The following is a 21,687-nucleotide window of genomic DNA, read 5'->3' on the forward strand; positions in this document are numbered from 1 at the left end:
AATTAGGAGAAGTATTATGTCGTCTATTGTTGTTGTGGGTGCTAACTGGGGTGATGAAGGTAAAGGTCGTATCGTTGACTTTTTGGCAGCAGATGCGTCTGCAAGTATTCGCTTTCAAGGCGGTAACAATGCAGGTCATACCGTCGTCAATGATTTTGGTACTTTCAAATTGCACCAACTTCCAAGCGGCATTTTTAATCCTAATTGTACCGCTGTACTCGGCCCTGGCATGGTGATCAGCCCAGCCGCTCTTAGCGAAGAAATCGCCGAAGTAGAATCGGCAGGTGTGAGCGTGAATTTGTGCATTTCAGACCGTGCGACACTTTGTCTTCCTCTCCACGCGCTTGAAGATACGCTAGAGGAACAACGCTTAGGTGATGCCGCTTACGGCTCAACTCGACAAGGTATTGCGCCAGCCTATGGTGACCGAGTCATGAAAAAAGGCATTCTTGTAGGTTGGTTAAAGCAACCAGACGTCCTTGAGCAGCGCCTTCAATTTATGCTCGACTGGAAAATGCCTCAACTTAAAGCGCTTTACCCTAACTGTGACTACTCTCAAAGCGCAAAAGAAATCACAGAATGGTTGTTAGAAGCGACTCAATCTTGGCGTCCATTTATCTGCAACGTAACAGAGCCACTAAAGGCGCTGCAAGCCAAAGACGCAAACTTGCTTTTTGAAGCTCAATTAGGGGCTGGCCGCGATTTAGTTTATGGAGAATATCCTTGGACAACTTCGTCAAACGTCACAGCAGCATACGCAGGTATTGGTAGCGGATTACCGGCACTACGACCAGAGCGTGTCATTGCTGTAGCCAAAGCCTTTAGCTCTTCAGTTGGAACGGGGACGCTCGTTACCGCGATGGAAGAACAAGACAACTTCCGCGAAAGCGCGAATGAATACGGTGCCACCACTGGTCGCCCTCGCGACATGGGATTCTTTGACGCTGTCGCCACCAAAAATGGCGTTGAACTGCAAGCTGCAACGGAAATTGCATTAACTAAAATCGACTGCTTGACTGGCCTAAAAGATTTGAAAATTTGTGTCGCCTATGACGGTGAACATACGGAGAATCCTATTTGGCCGCAAACTGCTGCGCTTAAACCTGTCTACGAAAATATGCAGGGTTGGGAACAAGACATTACAGGCTGTCGTACTTTCGAGAGCTTACCTAAAGGTGCTCAAGACTATGTCACTCGTATTGAAGAACTGATGGGTGTACCCGTTCGTATGGTATCTGTTGGTCCTGAGCGTGAGCAGATGATAATTCGCAACTAAATACGCTGTTGGTTTCAGTCACAATCAACATTTCTCCATCAACCCAGCTCTGATGCTGGGTTGATTTCATCTGCAATTCATCGTCTTAGTTAAAACGTATCCATGCTCCCCCTCCACTCTACTAAACCGCGATTTATATAATTCTCCCGAAGCAGCCTATAACCCTATCAAATACGTGGGTAATCTCACACTTAATGACACAAAAGTCACTAAGCGTAAATTTTGTGATCAATTCGAAAGCAAAGTTAGGTGACCTAACTTAATATTGCATTATTAACTAATTAGTCACTTAAAAAGTGCTTTCCATTGATGATTATTCATCATTAAGTTAGGCGGCATAACAGAGGTGTAATGTGCAATCCATTAATCAAGCAACACAACGAAACAACAATAAGTTTCTTGTCCTTAATAAAATAATTGAGATAACCGAAACAACTCGAGCCGAACTCTCTGAATCGTGTGGATTGAGTAAGCCAAGTGTCAGCGAGATTGTTGCTGAGTTAATAAAAGAAAACGCTGTATTCGAGATCGGTGACGACATTGGAGTCGCAAATAATGCCGTCACCAAAAGAGGCAAAGTATTAGCAGTAAACCCAACTGGCAATTATGTGGTCGCTGTTGATATGGGAGGAACGAAGATTGCACTGTCCATGTTTGACCTGACTATTACTCCGGTGTACAGCAAAAACATTGCTACCTATAAGGTTGCTGATCGCGCAAAGTTCATAGAGAAGCTGTCCAATGACATTGATTCGTTTATCGAAGAGTCCAGCATTGACCGAACATCAATTGCCGCAGTGAGCGTTGCCACAGCAGGAATTGTAAATCCTAGCACCGGGGATGTTCTGGGGGGCTCACCTAATTTACCTCAATGGGAAAATTTTAACCTATCGCAACACCTTTCCCCTCACCTCGGTCTCCCAGTTGTTATTGAAAACGACGTAAGGTCTGCGCTCATTGGTGAATTAAAATCCGGAATTTGCCAAGGTTCAAAAAATGCAGTGTTACTCGGTATCGGCACAGGATTAGGGTCAGCGCTTGTATTAGATGGAAACCTAATTCGCGGGCACTCAAATGCAGCAGGCGAAATTGGCTACATGGTCATGTCCAGAGATCAATTGTCGAGTAATTGGGCGGACAAAGGCGCGCTTGAAACCCTATGCTCGGGATCGGGGTTAGCGCAACGTTTTAATGAACTGACTCATTCCAACCTGACCGGCGAAGACGTTATCAATTTAGCGAAACAAGGCAACCTAATTGCCCGCAGCCTACTGGAAGAACTTTCGGACTATTTAGCCCTTAGTATTATCAACACGATAAGCGTAGCCAACCCAGAAAAGGTCGTTATTTATGGCGGGATCGCGTCAGCGTCCGATTTATTTCTACCACGTACACAAGAATTGGTAAACCGACATACTCTCAAACATGTCTCGGTCGATATTCAAGTCTCTAATCTTGGGGGCAACGCACCATTAATTGGCGCAGCAATCATCGGATTTACCAGTAAGTATCCATTATTAAAACTATTACCTAATGTGACACTATAGAGGGTTTATGATGAACGGAATACATATACACAGCCACGATGTTGAAGATGAAGGAATTAATGCTATTACCCAGAGGCTCAATACCATGGGCGATATCAAATACATATTTGCTCAGGTAAATAGCATTTTTGAACGTAACCCTGTTCCTATCGGTATATTACCTCACAATCCAAAAAACAGTGTGGTGATGGGCGATGGTACGTTGCAGGTTCACGTTGACTTTACTGGTTGTGAACTTCGCCAAAAGCTAGCTGAAAATGTCACACACGACTACGACTACTTTCAATCACTAAACACTGGCCTAAAGCATACCAATTTTGAAGTGATCCCTTGGGTAAACGTCCTTAATGGTCATTTCGAGGGTAATGTAGACCAATGCCACGTGGTTGATTACCTCGGCCAAGTAAAAAAACATTGGGTGTGCCCTAATGGTGCTGGTGTGCTCGAATTTTGGAATCGCACATTCTCGACAATAAAAAACAAATATGGCTATAGCACATTTTTAATTGACCGAATTCGATTTCCAGATTGGGCTGGTGAATCAATCGATCCTGACCAGTTATTCACCTGTTTCTGTGATAAGTGCAAAACCAAAATGAAACAGGTAGGTATAGATGTAACAAAGACAATTGAACGCATTCATTATTACGTTACAGAGCTTAATTCAAAAAACTACCAACCCTTTGGTGAGCATTTTAAAGATGACCCTATTATTCAAGCTTGGACCAAGTTTAAGCAAGATTCTATTACTGATTTTGTTGAGGCGTTAACGCAACAAAACTCAGACGTCACATTATGGCTCGATCTATGGTCACCAAAATATTCATGGTTATTAGGTCAAAATTACCGTGAACTAACAAAACATTCTAATGCCCTTAAGCACTTTCCATATCACAAATTAGGTGGCGGTGCAGATGTGCAAGGTTTAATCGAACACTACGCCGATACAGAACAACAACGTGAAGACATGTTCCGTGCATTTTTGTCAGTGTTCAGTATGCCTTACGAGCTTACCTACTCTCAGTTCAAAGAGTTTGGATATCCCATTTCGTTTGTAAAAGACATGAATAATCACGTCCGAATTGAGTCTCAGCCTGGTACGTTCATTTTCAGTGGTATTCAAATGTGGAATTTGGAAGCTGATGAACTCATCGAAGCGGTGAAAGCTGCGAATAGCAGTGAGGCAAACGCACTACTCTACTATTGCTATGGATGGGCTGGAGACGATCTATTTGAAGCAGTAAGTCATTTTAATAAGGAAGTATTATGAACGACATTACATTACAAGCCCAATCAAGAGTTGACGTTCGAACCAAGCTAATTTGTTATCTGTCTCTATTCATGACGATGTTACTGCTTGGATCAATTCAAACGACTAAAGGAATGGTCCTAAGCCAAGTTCAAGCCGATATTGATATTTCAATGACGATGATAGGAACACTGTTGTCCATTTTCCAACTGGGATTCACAGGCGCTGCAATGGTGACAGGGTACCTCACCGATAAAAAAGGCATCCGCATAATGATGCTGAGTGGCTCTGGCCTTATGGTTATGGGATTAGTTGGCACAGGTTTAGCGGGTTCAGCACTCTTCTTCCTAGGGTTTTATGCAGTGATTGGGCTAGGTATTGGCTCTATGCTAACCGCTATATGCAGTGTCATTCCCAAGGTTTTCCCTGAAAAAGCAAGCACCTTATTTAATGTCGGTAATGCTATGTTTGGCGTCGGCCTAATAGCAGCTCCATTAGCATTAAACTATATTTCAGCCAACGATCAAACATGGCGACTATTTTACTTTAGTATCACCGCGATAGTTGTTGTGATCATGGTAATGATGGCAACGATCGAGCTGGAGAAATTAGAAGAATCTGATCGATTGACCGTCGCGGACGCCGTCACGGTATTAAAAGACAAAAAAGTACTACTCCTTCTGTCTTTCTTCACTTTTTATGTCGCGATGGAAGCGTCGTTTTTCAATTTTTTCCCATTGTTTATGCAGAACGCTGACATTGCAGGAATGACACTAGAAGAGAAAACAGCGGGTGCCGGAAAAATATTGGCATCGTTCGGCTTTGTTTTTACTATTTGTCGCTTCCTAGGGGGCATGATTACAACCAAATTAGGCGAGTCCAATACATTAGTTCTATTTTCTCTAATTTCATGTATTTCGCTAATTCTTGGTACCATGTATGTAGAAAACGCGACAATTTTGTTTGGTATATTTGGTTTTGGGTTGTCCCTGCTATGGACAACCGCACAAACTATTATCTGTCGTGGCACTAACAAGGAAGGAACGGTGATTGGCTTGACTTATATGGCCGCGGGTCTTGGTGGAACAGTATCGGGAATGTTGATCGGTACCGTTTCTGATAGTTTTGGAGTAGACGCTGGTTTTGGGGTGATTGCCATTTTTGGTTTAATCACGCTGACCTTGGCGCTAATCACCAAAAAAGTGATTGATCGTTAAACCTTTCTATTCACGCAAAAATAGTTGCGATCATCTTATTTCAACGCCTAATGACATCATTAGGCGTTTTATATATTACAGAAACCATGTCTCAAATTAAAAGGAAAGCGTGCATGTCAACGACTCAAAAGGCCTTAAGCTCACGCCTTCGCGTATTCTTGAAAGTAGCAATCTTAAGTAATCCAATACAGGCTATAGACGCTAAAATACCAGCCAGCGATACAGTAAACACTGAAGCATAACCATAGTAATCAATCGACAACCCTGCCACCATGGTTCCGACACCAAACCCACCAGCCATCGCAAACATGAGTAAGCCTTGTGTTAATGCAGGAGAGCTAGTGCTAAGACGACCGGCTATAGCTGGCACCACCATATCGTTCCATGACATCGTCTGCATTAACAAGATTAATAATGTTAAAGGTAGAGCAGCAGGAACCGATTTACCCGCGGTATACCAAAAGACAGAGCCGATGACTAAATAAGCGGCTTGAGCAATATACCAAATTTTGAATGGCCCTACCTTTTGCATCCAACGCCCCGCAGACTCCAACAAAAAAATACTAATAATTGCTGACATCGCCATGCCAAGTGCTGAGTTGCCCACTTCAACATCATAAACTTCACTGATGAGTAATGGGCCTAACTCCATAAGATTCGACGAAAGAAACATCGAGAAAAATACCGCCAGCAAAAACAGCAGCATAACAAATAGGCTACCTCTCTTTGCTATCAAAGGAGCGGTATCATTGGAGTCATGGCTAGCTTCATTTTTAGGAGCGTGGATTTTAGGTGGCGGGGAGACAAACAACGCAACGAGCACCAACACAAGCAGCGCCATTAGTATAAATAACTGGTTACTACTCGATACTTCAAAATACCCCGCAACAGCAATAAGCACACCAGCCAAAACCACCCCGAGAAACTGAAACTGAAATAAACTCGCCAGTCCTTTACTTTCTTCATTTTGATCTTTGCTCGATGCAAGGACAAACGTTGGATTGAGTACTAATAACGACACACAGCCAATGCCTATTAGCGCACCGACTAACCAGTACGTAATCGCTGCCGTCTCAGCAAAGTACAACACAATTAACGCGATGAGGTTAATAAACACGCCGAATTTTTGTAGCACACTATGACAAGAATATCGGTCACTGATGGTGCCGATCAATGGCGCTAATATTCCAGCGCCACCAATTAGGGCCATGACTTGACCAAGAAGAGTCCCGCTACCGGTCCTCTCAATAATGATAGGGTTTAATAGAGCAGCAACGCCTATCCACCCAACGATTCCCATCGTTGCTTGTGCACTGTGCCAAAGCGGTGGTTTTCTCACTGGGCAATACCATCGAGTTATGAAGTATGTTCAGTGAGAATACTACTTTTTGTCTATGTCCCAAGTAACATACCGGAGGTCAGTTCTTGGGACAGGCAGAATTAGCTTTGTAATTTAAGAGAAATGACGTTTATTCAGCAGCCACCTATCTACCAAGCTAGCTACGCTTGTTCTTTTTTTTACCCGTTCCCGCAGGCTTTGCCATCGGCTTATTGAGTTGAAGGTATTCTTCTTTAAATTCTTCCTCTACTTCAAAGCCAGCGACTTCTTCCCGCTCAAGACGAATTTTGTTCTTTTTCTCAATAATTTTGAAGTGATGGTAGTCTTCGTAATCAATCAGTGACAATGCTAAACCCACTTCTCCAGCACGACCACTTCGACCAATACGGTGCATATAGTCAGCCGGGCTTCTTGGTAAGTCAAAGTTGATTACCACCGGAAGTTTTTCAATATCGAGGCCACGAGCGGCAATATCAGTAGCAATGAGCACTTCCACTTCGCCCGCTTTGAATGCTTCTAACACACGACTACGTGCGCCCTGCCCTTTATCACCATGGAAGACTTGCGCAGTAATGCCGCGCTTCGATAGTTTCTCAGCCAAGTGGTTACACGCATTCTTTGCATTAACAAAAATAAGCGCTTGTCGCCATTGATGCTGTTGGATTAAATGGGCAAGTACAGCCGTTTTTGCACCACGGTTAACCGTAAATACGCGTTGCACTAAAGTGCTCGCATCAGCGCTTTGTAATTGAATTTCTAATGGATTATTCAACAGACCTTGGGTTAACGCCTGTACTTGTTCTGGGAACGTAGCTGAAAACAATAAGGTTTGTTTGTTCTTTGGCACTAATGCTAGCAACTTTGTCAGCTCTTCAGTGAATCCTAGGCTTAACATACGATCGGCTTCATCAAGTACTAGAGATTTTACCTGATCTAGCTTAATCGCATTACTGGAAATCAAATCGAGTAATCGACCTGGGGTGGCGACTAAAATGTCGGTACCGCCTCGCAGAGCTAACATTTGCGTATTCACAGAGACACCGCCAAATACAGCAACGGTTTTGATCGCGCCATTAAAATGCACGGCGTAAGAACGAATCGCGTCAGCTACCTGCTTCGCAAGCTCGCGGGTCGGAACGAGAATCAACCCAGAGACGTAATTGCCTTTCGCGCTTTTAGTCATCAACGGCTTTTCTTCATGTAATCGCTGTAACAATGGCAAAGCAAACGTAGCCGTTTTCCCTGATCCTGTATTTGCTCCAGCAATCAGATCACGTCCAGCCAAAATACTCGGTATGGCTTGCGCCTGAATTGGCGTTGGCTGTTGATAGTCCATCTCTGAAAGTCGGGCTAATAACGGCGGTATAAGGCCAAGTTCATCAAAGTTGGCTGGTGTGGTGATAGTGCTCATTAATCTAAAAGGCTCAGGCTAAAATAATAGCCGGACATTTTAGTCTATTTCTGCCCTTTTCGGTTAGTTAAATCAGCAAAAAACACCATTATCGTTAAAACTCGGCGATAAGGTGGTGTATAGAGCAACACATGTTGGAGTTACTCGATAACAACAACGTCACTTAGGCGATACCATCCATCAGCCTGCTTACCCTTATTAGCCAAATTTAACGGCGCACTTTCACGACTTTCGCTGACGGCAACCTCAATATAATAGCGACCTTGTGTTAAGCCTTCTGGTAATACAGCCGTCAAGCTCGATTGATACGAACCAGGAAGCCAAGTCTGAGTGCTCGTATCATCACGACCAAGAAAAACAACATCGTTATCACTATTTACCAATCGAAAATAGGCATAGTAAGCTTGGTAAGTAGGAGTCACACCTTCATTGATGAACTGCGTTTCAAAAGTAAACTCATGGCCAGCCTCTAAGCGCGACGGGTGGCGAAAGGTATCAACTCGAAAGCGATAACCAATTTTTAATAACGCGTCATCCAACAGATCACGATATTGCTCCGGAATGGGTTTCGATTTTAGATTAAGGCTGCTCACATGCTGACTGATCGCCCAATCCAGTGACGCCTTTACCTGTGCTCTAGTGTACTTTTGATCAGCCAACCATCCTTGCATATCACCACACACCTCAAAGCTCACGGGTGCACGCTGCCAAGCTGTGGAAAACAATGGCGTTTCCAATTCCGCCTGTTTAATACGATAGGGATAGTCATCTCTCATATGACTCCACGTTGTGGAGAAATTATGCCAATCACCCCAACAATCTGCTCGCCAACCTGCGCCTTTTTCAACGGCGTAAGCAAGGGATTTGCCACCATTTAGCAACATTAACTTTGCCGTCATTGGAAAAGCATCAAAATGCATGTCGACGTATTTATTTAACAATTGAGTTGGGTATTTCTTTAATAGTGGCTCTAGCTCTGTAAAGTTGCTGTTGTGCCATTCACCCCAAGAACCCACCATCCCAATATCCATTTGAGCCAATTGCGGGTGACCATCGTAGCGCTGACCAAATGCGTTAAGTAACCTTTCGACATAAAATAAATACGTTGGATCATCAAGATCCGGCACGAACGTTTTATTACTGTCGACCCATTGGCCTGAAATGCCCTTATCAATAAGCCACTGAGGGATTTTACTTCCCGTAGACGGTTCATCAAGCGCCATAAACCTCAGCGCCACCTTACGTGCTATTCCAGTTTGCTCTGTCAGCAAAGCATCGATAAGAGGAAAGTTATATTCTCCCTCATTTGGCTCTAACTCAGTCCAGTAGTAGCGATAGTAGCCCATGCCCGACGCTGGATATTGCGCTATCGTTAACACCGCTCCCCAGCCATCATGGAAAGCTTCAATACCTGTTCCTGGGTTTGTGATGGGAGTGTTCAACGCTTCTATGTAAGTGACTTCTTCCTCACTCTCTGCTGCGCGAACAAAAAACGCAACAACAGAAAGTAATACCAATAGGTATGGAATCGACCGCTTAGTCTGCCTACGGTTGTTCATCTATGCTCCAGTTAAACGTTCACAGTGATTGAAACCAATCCCATATTCCAAGAGAAAAATCTTCAAAAATATCAATACCCAAAGCAGACTTTAGCAAATACAACGCAAGCAATGCTAGCAACACTCCTGTCAGCAATAATGTCGTGACAAGAGCCGTTGTTGCGTAGACTAGCCATTTTGACTCGCCCTGTCGTGACGTGGCACGACGGTCGCGGCCACTTAACAACACCACATAATAACGCTTACCAAACCACGGAAAGGTTTTGCGAACATCTAGCGAATGTTTCGCAACAAGCCCTACACGATCCACTGCCTTCTCGATGGCTAACTTTTGCTCTTCGGTTAGGTCTTGTTGTGTATCGTGATCGAGAACATGATAAAACTGGGTAACCGCTCTACTTTTCTTCGGCTCTTCCATTGTGTCACTTTTCATTTGATGGCTACTCACATTACTTTCCCATCGCTTTACGGTAAACATCCGCCGTTTGTTTGGCGATTTTGTGCCAATCATATCGAGCAAGATACTGATGATAGTCTTGCTGTGGCAACGTACACCTTTGCTGTAATGCCTGCGCTAACATCGCGACGTCTTTTACTGGAAAATAACAGTCTGAATTGAGTTCGATCACGCGATTTGGTGCGATATCACTCACGACAACCGGTAAGGAATAAGACATAGCTTCTAATAGCGCAATGGGTAACCCTTCATGATAAGAAGGCATGACAAACAATCTTGCCTGAGAAAAAACGACTTGCAGCGCTTCACCCTTGAGAAAGCCTGTGAGTATCACACCAGGAGTCTTCTTGGCCGCTTGTTTTAGCGAATAGCTATAGTCACTTTCATGATCGGTATCGCCGACAAGGACGAGCGGCATATCTAGGCCTGATGCTTGGTAAGCATCAATAAGATCATGAAAACCTTTCTCTTCAACAAACCGCCCAACAGCGACGATATACCCTCGCTCGACAAGTTGATGACGCTCTAAAATGGTTGATATCGTCTCTTTTGAGTAACCAATCGCTGGATTGACACCATTATAAATGAGGTGTGCATCGTATCTTTGGTACTCGCGTTTAATTAAATCATTGATCACTTCTGATATTACAATCACTTCATTTGCGTACTTTACCGCAAATCGTTCTCCTAACTTGAGTACGGTCTTTGCCAGCTTTCCCCACTTCTCTCGCTGATAATCTGGTCCATGGTGAGTGAATACCACTTTTTTGCCCATCAAACGCAATAGTGGCACCACCAGTCCAGGTCCAATTGCATGCACATGTACGACGTTGGAGCCATCAGTCAAGGTTGAAAACGCCGCTATTGTAGAGTGAACAATTGCTTCAAGTGACGTTTTTTTAGGTGCCCATAATGCCTTGGTTTTTACACCCTTATAACGGCTATTCTGATACGAAACGTAAGGGGAACGCGCGATAACTTCTACGTCAAAGCCTTGCTCAACAATAAGTGGGTAAAGGTGCTGACAATGCGTTTCTACACCGCCCAACACGTCTGGGATTCCACGAGTACCCAACACCGTTATTTTCATGCTCGTTCACCTAATAGACTCTGATATAAATCGACTAATTTTTGATGGTGTGAACTCAAAGAGTAATGAGACTCTAACCGCTGCCTTGCTTGCAAACCATATTGCTGCGTAAGCTCAGGTTGCGACGAAAATTCGTCCATAACCGATGCAAGAGAATGTGCATTACCCGCCTCAAACAACCGTCCTTCTTTTCTATCTCGCACCTGCTCGGGAATGCCACCGATATTAGCGCCAATGATAGGCTTGCCATAAGCCATCGCTTCTAACACAGACATAGAACAATTTTCATAGCACTCTGAAGGCACAATCACCGCACTGGCCTGCTTGATTAACTGATGCAACGCCTGGCCTGTTTTAAAACCTAACCATTCGATATGACTACCCTTGTTTGCAAGAGTCTCACCGAGCGGCCCAGTCCCGGCAATTTTTAACGGGATAGATTGATTGGAAAGTTCGAAAGCCTCCACCATCGTCGCGACGCCTTTCTCTTGGCTTAGCCGCCCTAAATACAAAAAGTAACGATGATCGGCCACATCATGCCTATCCACATTTTCATCAATACCATTCACAATGACGTCAATTCTATTGTCAGGCAGTTTACGACGAATGATATTGGCTAAAAACTGACTGGGTGACACAATGACATCCAATGATTGGTAATTCTGTGCCAATGATTGATACATGGCTTCAACAACCAATAACCCACTTTTAAATAGCGACCCTTGCTGACAACGATACTTCAACGCATTAAGCACACTCCCGTCTAAGCACGCCTCACAAGTATGCCCATTGCGATACATGGTGTAGCTCGGACAAGCAATTTTCGTATCGTGCGCCGTCAATACCGTTTTACACCCTGCGCGTTTCGCCACTTTAATGATGGACGGCGTGAGTTGATGGTAGATATTATGAAAATGAACAATATCCGGCTGCTCCTTTTCAATCAACTGAGCGAATTTTTTACACGCCTCTTGATTATGAACAAACCTGACCGCCGTCTTCAGGGCACCTAACTTGCTATCACTAGCGTGATAATCCACATTGTTGACAAAATAATCGCTATAGGAAGATGAGACGTTATTGTCATGAGCCATTGAAAAGTCTATGACGGAAAAACCCCGTTCATTTAGCATGTCACGCTCTTGAAAGAAAACCGTTTCCGCCCCGCCTTTCAAGAAGAAAAATTTGTTCACCACCAAAATTTTCATCATGATTCTCGCTCTATTACTTTGTGCTTTGGAGGTTGGTTTGGGTCTTTATTAGGTAAAAACAAGCCATTAATTAACCCCGCAGCAAACACCGTCAAATTGACAATGCTTAACGCCGCATCTTTAGCCGAACGATTTTTAATAACTTTGATCACAAAGAAAATCGCCATCGGCAATAGACTGATGGCAAGCGTGCCGCTATTTCCAACTAACAAAACTAAGATTAACCACGCAAGGTAGCAGGCAAAGATAAGCTCATTACGAACCACTCGCACTGCCTGTTGAAAGTGTGGTTGCCCAAAGGCACTCTTTAGCAATTCCCCAGAGGCAAACAAGTACCCTCTCTTCCAACGATAACGAAGCAATTCCAACGTTGGCATGTCGTAAGACGTATGATGAAAGAAAGGCGTGTCTAATCGCTGCAACTTATATCCTGCCTGTTGTAAGCGCATACCTAGCTCCGACTCCTCGTAGGCATGTAAAGTACGGTGTGTTAGATAACCAATGTCATTAACCGCGCTCGCTCGGTAAACGCCCCCTCCAGCTAAATGCCCGCAATCACCGATAGGGTAAATCTTGTGATGCCGCTGTTTCCGAGATTTGAATTCGTAACTATTTGCCTCATCCATTTCCACTGTGCCGGCGACCGCAGCATAAGTAGGTTCATTTTCTAAGAATGTAATAGCGGCATCGATAAAACCATCTTGTAGGCGCATATCACCATCAAGCAACAGCAAGTAGTCACCCGTTGCATGCAAATATCCAAGCTGATGGCCCACTCCGCAGCAACGGTCTTCTGGTTCAATCAACGTCACGACTTTGGCGTGATGTTCTAACGCTATTTTCTGCGTGCTATCGGTCGATAAGCTGTCTGCGACAATCACATCGTAGTCGTAGTTTTTGAGCTGTTCTTGAACACTTTGAATGGTCGCCGCAATACCCTGTTCTTCATTAAAGGTTTTAATAATGACGGTAATGCTGGGTAAAGAACTCATAAACGCTCTCCCGATTGGTAGACTGACTTTCGAATAACAAGGCTTGCGCCAAGTGAAAAATAAAACAGAAATTGTAGCATTGGCACCAACATCAAAATTTGGCTATACGGCAAGCTTAATAAACCTGCAATGCTAAACGCGATAAAGGCCGGTTGCCATGACGCTAATTGTAAGTCTTGAGGTGATAATTGCTGACGCTTTAGCATTTCTTTGGGCATAGAGGCCTTCAACGCCAACAGAACTAACGTTAAAAACAAAGCTAAACCCACGATACCAAATTCCCACAGCATCATGCTTAATGACGTAGAATCCAAAAGCACGTTAAACACTTGATTCAAAAACCCCGGAGCAACCGAGCTGCCATGGTTGGTTGCATTTAACCCATAACCAAAAAACACACTAGACCAACCATAAAGCTGACTATTATCCAGCCAAAAGAATAAGGTCGTCATCCGGCCTAATTCACCCGTGGGCAAGACATAACTCGAATCATAAATGTACTCTAACGAGTCCCAAAATACTTTGAGAGCGCTATGCTCTGGGTCGGTATCAAATGCGGTGGCGTACGATGCGGCGAGTACAGCAATCGCCATTAGAATCAGCAACACCATTGCACTGACCATGAGTATGACTTTCTTTATATCATTCTGCCGGACACCATAGACATAACTAGGACAGAGCCAAACAAAAATCATCAATAGCGGTGATAGTAAAATCACAAACTTTACCTCGCCCAATACACACAACACAAAGGCAGCAATAATATGCAGCACCATATTAAGGCGGCTAATCACGCCATGCCGGAATTCAGAAAGCTTGAGTAACATAATCAGCAAGCAGAACAGACCGAGTGCAGCGGTATTACCGCCTCCCATAGGGTCACCACCAAACGTGCCCACCACGGAGTCCCATTTTTCAAACTCCCCTTTGAATGCGACGCGTTGCGGCACAACGATTAAGATTTGATACAGGATAACGGGGAATTGCAGATAAAAAATCCAATACAAGAAGTGGACAGACCGATAAAGCTGAGATTCCCTAATAAAACCAAACAGTAAGCATAAGAAAACCAGTGACAGAGCCAACTCATTTTTCCAGCCCACAATCGTGACCGTCAGGCCATTTTGTAGGAATGTCGATACTAAAATTAGCGCATACATGCCAATTAATAACACCGCCAAGATCTTTTCCATGTTATCCAAGCGACGGCCTTCGTAAGTGGTCTGCATCAGTAAAAGCAACACCATTGCAAAAGCGGCGATAAACGGTAACCACAGTACCGCACCAACACCCGTTAAATATTGAACGAGCCCACACACAACAAGGGTGAGTAACGTATAGGCCTGCAAGAACATTCCATTGTTTACTCTCACACCGCCTCCGTTGTTTCTCGCAGTCGGGTTGCCGTTTTATTCACCTTAAGATAAATAAAGCCATAACGAATCGTAGATAACACAGCAAATGCCATCACAGAGTACGCGTAATCACTGACAAAAAATGGCAGAGCAGCAAACGCCAGTAAAACTACCATCAGTTGCTCGATCTGAATTCGAAGAAAGTACTTTGGTGAGCCATAAACAAGCTCAAGTACCGTCAATGGACACACTGCTAGTGCCGTAAATAGATAAGGAAGCATATAACGAGAAGTTGGTACTGATGCGACCCACTCTTCACTAAAACCAAGTTGCATGACTAACGGATAAAAAACAAATACCCCTAGTGCTGCAATCACTCCAAAACCAAACAGCAATCGCCGTACCTTAATGAACTCTGCATAATTGAAATGGTTTTGACGAAAATCGACTGACCAACTTGAAAAGATTGAGTTTCGAACTGCGTTACCGACAATGACGATAGGCGCCAAACAAAAGCGACTCACTACCGCGTAGTAGCCTGCCACTATTGGGCTGAACCAGACATTAATTAAGATAACGGGCAAATTATTGTTGACCATAGCAAGGACTTCGGCACTGCCTACTTTGGTAATATGATGCCTATGTAGTTTGTAAAAAGCGCTCAACGAAGCGGGCGAAAATTGACGACGAGTGAGAGTCCCCTTCGGGAGTGAGTAGCCAATAAATAACGCCATCGACAATAATAGGCTTGCCCCCCAACACCAGTAAAAGGTATTCAGGTCATTAGTCATATAAATAAGTAACAGAACTAACGTCGAGATCGCGGTACGCTGCAACGCCAGAGAAGTCATTTTTTCATCTCTAAGCAATAGATTTTCGGAGATCAGTACCCAGGCATGCGCAAGCGTTAGCATCAGCATTTGAATGACTGGGCGGTCAAAAAACCACGCTACGCCAAAAGAATATGGCAAAGAAAGAACAAAACTGAATAACAAGCAAAACGACGCATTTTGCCCCAACGCACTCAGTTGTTGCTTTGGCAACAACAACTGCGTCGCGAGTGTACAAACTTGCGCACCAATCAAGGCTATACTGTAGGTTAATGCGTATGAACCAACATCCGACATTCCATACCAGTGCGATATAAGCCATATCGATCCTGCACCAATAAGTTGAGACAGAATTGATGAACTAGCAATCGTTGAGATGCTTTTTAGCAGGCTCACTAGGCCTCCTCAACCTTGAGTAGCTCGGTACTTCCTTGCTCTATATAACGTCTAGACTCCTCCCCGACGACCAACTCATCGAGAGTCTGATTAAGGACACCAAAAACTGAACTCTTCGTATTCGAGGTTACTTTATCTAGTTGCAAGCGTAATTCGCTCGCGGAGTGTTGCTCTGCTTTTACCACTACAATAAGACTATCAAGATGGCGAAGTAACAACTGAGCATCCTTACTGTCATTTAATGGCGGCAAGTTAACAATAACCATCTCAAACTGCTGACAAAGTTGCGACAGTGATGCTTCGCATTCAGGGCGAGCAAAGAAACTCAATGGGGACTCTTCAAGTGCACCGGGAGGAAGGTAGGATAACCCCGCTGACAGCGGAATGATGACATCCTGAATTTCCAACGACTTGGGAAGGTTAGATGTGCTAGCCGACGAAGTGACATGTAACTGGCTACGCACAAGCTCACCAAAACCAATCGATTTGTCTTGCTCATTTTGATCACACATTTCAGCGATAAGATCGTGGCTAAACTCTGCTTGACCACGATAATCCAAATCTAGCAACAGGGTTGACTTCACTTCACTGGTCGCTGAGGCGAGCAAAAGGGCCATCAGGGTCGCACCTTCGGAATTATATGATGAAACCACGCCGACACATTGACTATTAGGGTGTGACAAAGCTAATGCCGTACTCGCTCCGTTGGCGATTTCACGAGCGTATTGATGAGAAATGACTTGCTGACCTAATGCCCAGGTCGGCATAGCTTCATTGGTAAATTTTGGAAGGTCGATTAACGGCTTCAAGCCAAGCTTTGATTCTAGTTGGGCAAGTGTGGTGATAGTTTGTTTGGTGGCGGCACGGACAATAACCACCAATGCGCCAATAATCAAAGTCATGATTGCCACCATCACGACCAATAAAGGCTTGTTCGGTTTCGCAGGGCGCTCACTCTCCACCGCCGGATCGTAGAGCTCGGCATCTTGTTCACGATAACTGGTATTAAGCGTATGCTCTATCGTACGTAAGTAGAGCTGCTCATAGAGTGACTGTTTTTGATTAAGATCGGCCATCAGACCGTCATACTGCTCTTTCTTATCGGCTAACTCAAAAAAATCTTTTTTATGCAGTGCCAACAGCGCTTTATAGTGATTCTCTTTGATTAGGTCCGCTTGATATTTTTGCTGCAAACCTAGCTTTAATTCATCAAGTAACTGCAACGTTTGCTTCTGGATAACCTCAATTTCAGCATTCGCTTCAAGCACCTTAATGTACTTTGGTCCATAGCGGCGGTTTAAATCAGACAGCTTTCTTTTCGCTTGTATTAAGGCAATTCTTAAGTCTTGAAGTTGAGGGTGGGACGATATATCAGGCAATGATGTAAGATCTGCCGTATTCCCCTTCATATATTTATTCACGAGCTCGTAGTTGGCTTGGGACGCTAACCGGCGCTCTTTTGCATCAGCAAGCTTATTAGTAATAATCCCCAGCTCTTCTGTTTCAAACCCATCAACACCACGAAAAGTTAATAAACCTTCACGCTGTAAGAAAGCATCGATTTCTTTCTTTTGCTCGCCAATTTGTCCTTTGAGTAGATCAAGCTGTTGCTGATTCCAAATTTTTGCTTGCTGAGTTTTTGCTATCTTTTGATCAACCGTATAGTCAATAAATGCTTGCGCTACGCCATTTGCAATTTCTGACGCTTGCTGGGCGTTCGCTGATTCATATGATACGTACACCAACTGGGTTAAACGAACCGAGGTGAAGGTTAAATGGCGTCGAAGTTCTTTTATCGCATTATTAATACGCTGCTCTTTTGGTAACGACCAGTCTCCATAGTCACCCTGTGTTGCGCCATTAAACGTCTCATTTTGTGCTAACGCCAAATCGCCGACGGCTTTTGCCAACACGACTCTAGATTGCATGAGGTTAAATTGAGTTTCATAATATTGGGAACGCGCAGAATCGTAGTCTTCAATTGGCTCGATAGGCGAAGCATTATCAGATTGCGCTTTGATTAATACCGTGGCGGTAGAAACATATTTCGACGTCATTGACCAAATCAAAGGCAGACTCAGCCCTGTCACTATGGCCGTTAACAGTACTAACTTTAATCCATGAGTTTTCAGCGCTGTCAAAAACGGCGCAAAGTTGACATTACTTTCTAGGCTCTTACCACGTTCTACCATTGATTCTCTCATCTTAGAAAAAGCTTTGCTCTACAATGACAACATCACCCGGATACACTGAGTCTGTCATGTCGACTTTCTTTATCAGGTCTTTTTGTCCCGACGGGCGAATATTGATATCCCCCCTATCCGCTCTGTCGGTGAAGCCACCAGCCATGGCAATCGCTTGTTCGACCGTGAGTTGTGGTTCGTATTCATAGCCATTCGGGTTTTCCACTTCTCCGAGAAGGAAAAACTTGCGAAATTGCTCCATTGTGACCGTCACCATTGGTGATCGTACAAATCCAGCTTTTAATCGAGTTTCAATATCGTGCTCAATTGAGTCTGTCGTTCGCCCTGAGAGTTGCACACGACCAATATAAGGGAAGTTAATCGCGCCACGTTTGCCTATTTTCAAAGACATGGACATCTCCTTCTCCCCGTAAACCCAAATTCGAATCATGTCTCCGGGCCCTAAAAGGTATTCTCTAACCTCAGCATTAGCTGGTGTCGTGTTGACCTGCTTGCTATGACTGGCTGTCGTTACGGCGTCACTTGAAGCTTCAATGTTATCGGCTGTCGTGCTCTCTGCTGCCATTGCCGAGAAAGCTATGCTACTTATCAACACACAGCAGCCTGCGAGGCATCCCTTTATCTTCTTCATTTCTAAATTTGTACCTTTAGCGTCAATCCAATTGTGTTTTTGTCATAGCCAAGTTGGCGTATCACAGGACGTTGAGAGCCGTCTCCAATAAAAAATACGACTTCATCGTAATTCGAACGTTTATGAGCAAATTGATAATTCAATTCAAGCCTTATCGATGGCCGGAAATCATAACCCAAAGTGACCGATGCAATGTCCAAGTCATCTTTTCTATCGTTCTGTTGAATCTGATAATTATCCGCTTCCCTTCCATAGTCAAACGTAGTACTAAACCGCTCGGCCCACCAATGATGTTTCCACGACACACCCATTTTAGTATGAAGGATATACCCTCCTTCTTCCGTTGGGTCTTTCACTCTTCTCCAGCCATACAGTGACCATTCCGAATGTTTTACTGGTTTCCAATTTATGTTGGCATCCCAGTTTAAACCACTAAATGATTGCGCCTGACTGTTATTAGGAAAACGCTTGTACAACCAGGCTACATCAGCTTCTACCGTCAACTTTCCCGTTCGATGTGACTTCAGACCAATAAGGGCATAATGCTCATTTGAGTTTTTAGCTGGGTTCACATCGTATTTTCGTAAATTACTTATCAAGCTATATCGAAATCGTGTACGCGACGAATATTGGTCAAATAACTCTGCCGTTATGGTATTTTCTTGCCACTCTTGCTCTTTCACATAACGATAGAAGTCACTGTCTGTCGCTCGAATATCCTCTAACTTATCGAAAGTTAGGTCTTTAATCTGCCAAGCTAAATCTAGCTTACCTCGCCCCTCTGGCGCCCCATAGCTATAACGTATTTCACTATTTAAAAACTGGTTTTGTAGCGGTGTGGTCACGCCAAAAACACTCAATTGGGTCGGGCTGAGACCTTCGGTTAACTCAGTGCCCCTCTCTTGATGCCCCCAGTCTTGTTGAATAAACCATTCCAATCCATGCTTAAGGCCAAATCGCCAAGAAGATTGAAGCATTAAAAAATGATCGCTGTAGTCTTCGTCCGTTGCATTTTGGTAGCGAGCGTAATCGCCGGAGTAGACGAATACGTAACGATCTTCACCACGTTCACCAACCGCTCGCACATAAGGCGTCACCTTGGCATAATCTGAATCAATCGCGTTCGTCGGGTTAACTTGATAGGTCACATTAGAATCGTGACCGTATTCCACGCCAACCTGAGACTGAACATCAATACCCGCAACGCCAATATGTGACTTAGGCGTTAGCTCAGCGTAACAAGCGTTGCTGGTCAACCCCAGAAAAGCGGCAGCACCAATACTTAATAGGCTAGTACGCCTTTTCACTTACAAACCCTTTAAACACCGTCAGAAATACAATTTTTACATCCAGCCAGAGCGACCAATTTTGTAAATAAACAATGTCATATTGAACACGCTTACTCATTTTATCGACGGTTTCTGTTTCTCCCCGATAACCATTAATCTGAGCCCAACCAGTGATACCCGGCTTAATTTTATGTCTGATCATGTAGTTCGATACAATTTTACGATACTGTTCATTATGTGCCACTGCATGAGGTCTAGGGCCGACAATCGACATGGAACCTTGCAGTACATTGAAAAATTGCGGAAGCTCATCTAACGATGTACGACGAATAAAAGCACCAAACTTGGTCACCCTTGGATCCGATTGTGTGGCCTGCTTGAAGTCTTCTCCATTCTCCATCACATTCATCGAGCGAAATTTCCAAACCTTGATTTTTTTGCCCCCCAACCCGTAGCGATCTTGCTTAAACAAGACTGGGCCTTTGGAGCTTAGCTTTACTCCAATCGCCACGGCAGCAAGAATAGGAGCGATGAGTAGCAAAATGAGGGTAGCTAAGACAATGTCTTCAATACGCTTAATCGCCCCACCCATTCCATCAAATGGTGTACCGAAAATGCTTAATGTTTGTACATTACCAATAGACTTAAATTGGGAGGCGGAAAGGTTATAGCTGTATAAATCAGGCACCATAAAAGTATCGACGGTTGTGTCAGACAAAAGCGTTAAACAATGAATTATCCGCTCTTTTGCAACCATAGGGAGGGCGATATAAACTTCATCAACTTGGTTGTTTTGTGCCTTTTCAACCAGCATGTCGACTTTGCCTACGTAGCGAGATTTAATCATATACCCAAACCGCTCTTCCTTTCGGTCGTCATACAGCTCAATCTCAATATCCTGACGCCTATAAAAAGTCAGTAATTGTTTTTCAAGCGCGATCGCCGCTGGCGATAATCCAACAATCGCGATTCGCTTTACCTTTTTGTATTTTTTAAAGCACTGTCGATAGATCGCAAAAGCAATCACTCTAAATAACATGGTTGATAAAATAGCGCAGACAAACCAGATGTAATACAGACCATCACGAAAGTGGTTGATTCGGCTGCCCGCCAGATCCTCGACGTTATACTTAACGATTTCCATTGCTACCAATGTAAGTAAGGCTGTCGCGACAATACGAACGATAGAAGACCCAAGACGGCGGCGTATGTGAACTCGGTATAAATGACAATACTCACCAAACAGCAAAAAGAATGTTGCGACAAAAAAAGCCGCAGCCACATCGATCGCGGTTTCATCAACAAACGCCGTATTGATAATAATCGCTAAAGACAAGTTTATTAATAAAAAGTCCGTGGCTTTAAATAGTGGCGCATAACCATCTTCTGCAATTTTCAGGGCTTGTTTTATGTTCATAGGCGAAAAAAGCTCTCTTGTTGCATATGCTGTCGGCGAAGTATAAGGGGTTTCCCCGCTGTACACTCGTAGGATTCGTAACTAAATGATTCTATAGAGTAAAGTTTAATACTTGGCCGCACCGTGTGGTTTCTTTGAGGTGATTCAGCTCATGAGCCTAACGCACTAGCCACCCAACCTAAAACCAAGCCTCTATAAAATTACATTCACTGCATGC

At 44.0% G+C, this 21,687-nt stretch carries 17 protein-coding genes; 4 read left to right on the plus strand and 13 right to left on the minus strand.

Annotation, left to right across the window (positions count from 1 at the left end):
* Positions 1-16: 16 nt before the first annotated feature.
* From L4D74_RS13245 to L4D74_RS13260, 4 genes are all read left to right on the plus strand, one after another.
* On the plus strand, positions 17-1,276 hold the full coding sequence (locus tag L4D74_RS13245; protein ID WP_428752536.1) for an adenylosuccinate synthase: 1,260 nt from the start codon (positions 17-19) through the stop codon (positions 1,274-1,276).
* Positions 1,277-1,629: 353 nt separating this feature from the next.
* Entirely contained in the window at positions 1,630-2,823 is a 1,194-nt protein-coding gene (locus L4D74_RS13250; RefSeq protein WP_428752537.1) for an ROK family protein, read from the plus strand.
* Between the two features lie 7 nt (positions 2,824-2,830).
* A complete protein-coding gene (locus tag L4D74_RS13255; RefSeq protein WP_428752538.1) occupies positions 2,831-4,093 on the plus strand; it encodes a hypothetical protein in 1,263 nt (420 codons plus the stop codon).
* Positions 4,090-5,289 (plus strand): MFS transporter, encoded by a 1,200-nt coding sequence (locus tag L4D74_RS13260; protein ID WP_428752539.1) that lies wholly within the window; start codon positions 4,090-4,092, stop codon positions 5,287-5,289. The genes L4D74_RS13255 and L4D74_RS13260 overlap by 4 nt, the downstream gene beginning before the upstream one ends.
* A 124-nt stretch (positions 5,290-5,413) precedes the next feature.
* Here L4D74_RS13260 and L4D74_RS13265 read toward each other — a convergent pair whose 3' ends face one another.
* From L4D74_RS13265 to L4D74_RS13325, 13 genes are all read right to left on the minus strand, one after another.
* Entirely contained in the window at positions 5,414-6,628 is a 1,215-nt protein-coding gene (locus tag L4D74_RS13265; protein ID WP_428752540.1) for an MFS transporter, read from the minus strand.
* A 157-nt stretch (positions 6,629-6,785) separates the two neighbouring features.
* Positions 6,786-8,039: a DEAD/DEAH box helicase gene (locus L4D74_RS13270; protein ID WP_428752541.1), complete on the minus strand. Its 1,254-nt coding sequence runs from the start codon at positions 8,037-8,039 to the stop codon at positions 6,786-6,788.
* 140 nt (positions 8,040-8,179) lie between these two features.
* Positions 8,180-9,598 carry a DUF4832 domain-containing protein gene (locus L4D74_RS13275; RefSeq protein WP_428752542.1) on the minus strand — a complete coding sequence of 473 codons (1,419 nt, stop codon included), beginning with the start codon at positions 9,596-9,598 and terminating at the stop codon, positions 8,180-8,182.
* A gap of 19 nt (positions 9,599-9,617) precedes the next feature.
* On the minus strand, positions 9,618-10,046 hold the full coding sequence (locus L4D74_RS13280) for a hypothetical protein (protein ID WP_428752543.1): 429 nt from the start codon (positions 10,044-10,046) through the stop codon (positions 9,618-9,620).
* A gap of 1 nt (position 10,047) precedes the next feature.
* On the minus strand, positions 10,048-11,145 hold the full coding sequence (locus L4D74_RS13285) for a glycosyltransferase family 4 protein (protein WP_428752544.1): 1,098 nt from the start codon (positions 11,143-11,145) through the stop codon (positions 10,048-10,050).
* Positions 11,142-12,353 carry a glycosyltransferase family 4 protein gene (locus tag L4D74_RS13290; RefSeq protein ID WP_428752569.1) on the minus strand — a complete coding sequence of 404 codons (1,212 nt, stop codon included), beginning with the start codon at positions 12,351-12,353 and terminating at the stop codon, positions 11,142-11,144. Before L4D74_RS13290 ends, L4D74_RS13285 begins: the two co-directional genes overlap by 4 nt.
* Positions 12,353-13,348 carry a glycosyltransferase family 2 protein gene (locus tag L4D74_RS13295; protein WP_428752545.1) on the minus strand — a complete coding sequence of 332 codons (996 nt, stop codon included), beginning with the start codon at positions 13,346-13,348 and terminating at the stop codon, positions 12,353-12,355. Before L4D74_RS13295 ends, L4D74_RS13290 begins: the two co-directional genes overlap by 1 nt.
* Positions 13,345-14,721 carry a capsular biosynthesis protein gene (locus tag L4D74_RS13300; RefSeq protein WP_428752546.1) on the minus strand — a complete coding sequence of 459 codons (1,377 nt, stop codon included), beginning with the start codon at positions 14,719-14,721 and terminating at the stop codon, positions 13,345-13,347. Before L4D74_RS13300 ends, L4D74_RS13295 begins: the two co-directional genes overlap by 4 nt.
* Complete coding sequence (locus L4D74_RS13305) at positions 14,718-15,929, minus strand: lipopolysaccharide biosynthesis protein (protein WP_428752547.1); 1,212 nt, start codon at positions 15,927-15,929, stop codon at positions 14,718-14,720. Before L4D74_RS13305 ends, L4D74_RS13300 begins: the two co-directional genes overlap by 4 nt.
* Complete coding sequence (locus L4D74_RS13310; RefSeq protein WP_428752548.1) at positions 15,929-18,121, minus strand: GumC family protein; 2,193 nt, start codon at positions 18,119-18,121, stop codon at positions 15,929-15,931. The genes L4D74_RS13305 and L4D74_RS13310 overlap by 1 nt, the downstream gene beginning before the upstream one ends.
* A gap of 13 nt (positions 18,122-18,134) precedes the next feature.
* Positions 18,135-18,764: a polysaccharide biosynthesis/export family protein gene (locus L4D74_RS13315; protein ID WP_428752549.1), complete on the minus strand. Its 630-nt coding sequence runs from the start codon at positions 18,762-18,764 to the stop codon at positions 18,135-18,137.
* A gap of 2 nt (positions 18,765-18,766) precedes the next feature.
* On the minus strand, positions 18,767-20,071 hold the full coding sequence (locus tag L4D74_RS13320) for an outer membrane beta-barrel protein (protein ID WP_428752550.1): 1,305 nt from the start codon (positions 20,069-20,071) through the stop codon (positions 18,767-18,769).
* Positions 20,055-21,470: an undecaprenyl-phosphate glucose phosphotransferase gene (locus L4D74_RS13325; protein ID WP_428752551.1), complete on the minus strand. Its 1,416-nt coding sequence runs from the start codon at positions 21,468-21,470 to the stop codon at positions 20,055-20,057. The genes L4D74_RS13320 and L4D74_RS13325 overlap by 17 nt, the downstream gene beginning before the upstream one ends.
* Positions 21,471-21,687: the final 217 nt, after the last annotated feature.

This window comes from Vibrio cionasavignyae (genome assembly GCF_050337155.1).
Lineage (GTDB): Bacteria > Pseudomonadota > Gammaproteobacteria > Enterobacterales > Vibrionaceae > Vibrio > Vibrio nomapromontoriensis.

Bases quoted from the DNA above. Each gene is read 5' to 3' on its own strand.
- L4D74_RS13245 (WP_428752536.1), top strand. From the start codon at position 17: ATGTCGTCTATTGTTGTTGTGGGTGCTAACTGGGGTGATGAAGGTAAA.
- L4D74_RS13255 (WP_428752538.1), top strand. From the start codon at position 2,831: ATGATGAACGGAATACATATACACAGCCACGATGTTGAAGATGAAGGA.
- L4D74_RS13260 (WP_428752539.1), top strand. From the start codon at position 4,090: ATGAACGACATTACATTACAAGCCCAATCAAGAGTTGACGTTCGAACC.
- L4D74_RS13270 (WP_428752541.1), bottom strand. From the start codon at position 8,039: ATGAGCACTATCACCACACCAGCCAACTTTGATGAACTTGGCCTTATA.
- L4D74_RS13275 (WP_428752542.1), bottom strand. From the start codon at position 9,598: ATGAACAACCGTAGGCAGACTAAGCGGTCGATTCCATACCTATTGGTA.
- L4D74_RS13285 (WP_428752544.1), bottom strand. From the start codon at position 11,145: ATGAAAATAACGGTGTTGGGTACTCGTGGAATCCCAGACGTGTTGGGC.
- L4D74_RS13290 (WP_428752569.1), bottom strand. From the start codon at position 12,353: ATGAAAATTTTGGTGGTGAACAAATTTTTCTTCTTGAAAGGCGGGGCG.
- L4D74_RS13295 (WP_428752545.1), bottom strand. From the start codon at position 13,348: ATGAGTTCTTTACCCAGCATTACCGTCATTATTAAAACCTTTAATGAA.
- L4D74_RS13310 (WP_428752548.1), bottom strand. From the start codon at position 18,121: ATGGTAGAACGTGGTAAGAGCCTAGAAAGTAATGTCAACTTTGCGCCG.
- L4D74_RS13315 (WP_428752549.1), bottom strand. From the start codon at position 18,764: ATGAAGAAGATAAAGGGATGCCTCGCAGGCTGCTGTGTGTTGATAAGT.
- L4D74_RS13325 (WP_428752551.1), bottom strand. From the start codon at position 21,470: ATGAACATAAAACAAGCCCTGAAAATTGCAGAAGATGGTTATGCGCCA.